The organism is Thermanaeromonas sp. DSM 22490, assembly GCF_056378755.1.
The window spans coordinates 1-2529 of the sequence record NZ_JBJHHE010000055.1; the positions used below are offsets into that span (position 1 = coordinate 1).

Annotated in this window: 3 protein-coding genes; all 3 read left to right on the forward strand. The window is 51.8% G+C overall.

What is annotated here, in order from left to right; all coding sequences use genetic code 11:
- The first annotated feature begins 89 nt into the window (after positions 1-89).
- Positions 90-410, forward strand: a complete 321-nt coding sequence (gene tnpA, locus AC1BI1_RS15230; RefSeq protein WP_476718157.1) for an IS66 family insertion sequence element accessory protein TnpA — start codon at positions 90-92, stop codon at positions 408-410.
- Positions 404-760 carry an IS66 family insertion sequence element accessory protein TnpB gene (tnpB, locus tag AC1BI1_RS15235; protein WP_476718158.1) on the forward strand — a complete coding sequence of 119 codons (357 nt, stop codon included), beginning with the start codon at positions 404-406 and terminating at the stop codon, positions 758-760. Before tnpA ends, tnpB begins: the two co-directional genes overlap by 7 nt.
- A gap of 107 nt (positions 761-867) precedes the next feature.
- On the forward strand, positions 868-2439 hold the full coding sequence (tnpC, locus tag AC1BI1_RS15240) for an IS66 family transposase (protein WP_476718159.1): 1572 nt from the start codon (positions 868-870) through the stop codon (positions 2437-2439).
- The last annotated feature ends 90 nt before the right edge of the window (positions 2440-2529 follow it).

Genomic DNA, 2529 nt, shown 5'->3' on the forward strand with positions numbered 1-2529 from the left:
GTAAGCGTCAAATACAACCCACCTTGGCACAGTGCTCGAGTTTAAGGGATAATCTTCCTCAGAAAACGAACTGAGGAGGATTTCCCCTTATGACCAGAGCCGAATTACAAAAACTATGGGAAGCTCGCATAGCTGAATACAGGGAAAGCGGGCAAAGCGTTAAAGAATGGTGCGCCTCCCATGAGGGCATTAGCCCCAGGCAGTTATGGTACTGGCTGCGGAAGTTTAAGAACCAAACCCCAACTCCTCCGGAGCTTTCCAACCGGTGGCTACCGGTAGAAATAAGCGAGGAAGGTTCCCGAGAACAGGCCCTATTGGTCAAAATAGGACCGGCCAGCATCGAGGTAAGACCCGGCTTTGACCCGGCCTTACTCACCCAGGTAGTTCAGGTGCTGATGGCGTTATGCTAAACGAAGTGGGTATCGACCGGGTTTACCTCGCCTGCGGCGCAACAGACTTGCGCAAATCTATTGACGGCCTGGCGGTACTGGTCAAGGAAGGCTTCGAATTAGACCCTTTTTCTTCTTGCCTTTTTGTCTTCTGCAACCGTAAGAGGGACAAACTAAAGATCCTCCACTGGGAGCACAACGGGTTTTGGCTTTATTACCGCCGGCTGGAGAAGGGCAAATTCGTATGGCCGGTGGAAAATACTTCTTCTACCATCACCATAAGCCGCCGGGAGTTGCGCTGGCTGCTTGACGGCCTTCCCTTAAACCAGCCTAAAGCCCATCCTGAGGTAAAAGCGCGCACCATCTTGTAAAAGAAATCGCTAGAAAGAAATATTTTTTGTTTGTGGTTGATTCTAGAGGAATTCGGCTTGATTTGTCGAATCATTAAGGCATGAACACTTCTAAGTCTCTTGCTACCATGACCATAGAAGAGCTGCAAAGCCACTGCCTTCAGCTGGAAGAGCAGTGTAGGCAGCTGGAACAACAAAATGCCGAACTGACCGCTAAATTAAACTGGTTTATGGAGCAGTTCCGTTTAAGCAAGAAAAGGCAATTCGGTTCTTCCAGCGAGCGGACTGAAGCACTAAAAGAGCAACAGCTTTTGCTTTTTAATGAGGCAGAAGTGGAAGCCCGGCCGGAGGAAGCGGAGCCGGATTTGGAGACCATCACCTACCAGCGCCGTAAAACGCGCGGCCGCCGGGAGATGAACCTGGAAGATTTACCGGTTGAGGTGGTAGAACACCGCCTACCGGAAGAGGAGCGGGTCTGCCCGTGTTGCGGTGGCCCTTTACATGAAATGAGCACCGAGGTACGGCAAGAGCTCAAAATTATCCCGGCCCAGGTGAAAGTGGTTCAGCACGTGCGCTACGTCTATTCCTGCCGCCGCTGCGAGAAAGAAGAGGTAACCACCCCGGTTATCACAGCGCCCATGCCTGCTCCTGTACTTCCGGGAAGCCCGGTATCTCCCTCGCTTCTTAGCTACATTATGACCCAGAAATACGGGGCAGGATTACCCCTCTACCGCCAGGAGCAGCAGTTTAAAAGTTGGGGTATAGACCTTTCCCGGCAGACCATGGCCAACTGGGTGCTCCATGGAGCAAACACCTACTTAACCCTTATTTACGACCGTCTCCATGAACACCTCCTCAAAAGAGACATTCTCCATGCCGATGAGACCACGTTGCAGGTACTCCATGAACCGGGAAGAGAGCCTACCACCAAATCATTTCTCTGGCTTTACCGTACCGGGCGGGACGGACCTCCCATAATTCTTTACGACTACCAGACCACCCGGGCTGGCAAACACCCCCGCCGGTTCCTGGAAGGTTTTAAGGGTTATTTGCATGTTGACGGCTATGAGGGCTACAATGGACTTTCAGAGGTCACCCTGGTGGGCTGCTGGGCCCATGCCCGGCGCAAGTTTGACGAAGCTTTAAAAGCCCTGCCGGAGGAAAAACGCCATGCAGCAGTGACAGCCCGGGAGGGGCTGGAGTTCTGCAACCGGCTTTTTGCCATAGAGCGCGAGCTTAAAGACAAAACCCCGGAAGAACGGTATCAAATCCGCCAGGAGCGCAGCCGGCCCGTGCTGGACGAATTTTTAGCATGGCTTAAGAAGCAGAAGGCGCAGGTGCTGCCCAAAAGTGCCTTTGGGCGGGCGGTTTACTATTGCCTGGGCCAATGGGATAAACTTGTCGCCTTTTTACAAGACGGGCGTTTAGAAATTGATAACAACCGCAGCGAGCGTTCTATAAAGCCCTTCGTCATTGGGCGTAAGAACTGGTTATTTGCCAACACCCCTCGGGGTGCTAAAGCCAGTGCTATTATCTACAGCATCATAGAAACAGCCAAGGAGAATAGATTAAATCCCTTTCACTACCTTACCTACCTCTTCGAAAGGCTGCCCAACCTGGACCCGCAGGATAAAGAAGCCCTGGATCAACTCCTGCCGTGGTCGGAAACTCTGCCCCCCGTTTGCCGGATGAATAATTAAGCTTGTTTTAGCCCCCATCTCAGAAATCGGTGGGGGTTCTTTATTCTTATCTTACGTAAGGGCAAAAAGTGGGTTATATTTGACGGTTAC

Coding starts and splice junctions, on each gene's coding strand:
- tnpA (WP_476718157.1), top strand. CDS start 90: ATGACCAGAGCCGAATTACAAAAACTATGGGAAGCTCGCATAGCTGAA.
- tnpB (WP_476718158.1), top strand. CDS start 404: ATGCTAAACGAAGTGGGTATCGACCGGGTTTACCTCGCCTGCGGCGCA.
- tnpC (WP_476718159.1), top strand. CDS start 868: ATGACCATAGAAGAGCTGCAAAGCCACTGCCTTCAGCTGGAAGAGCAG.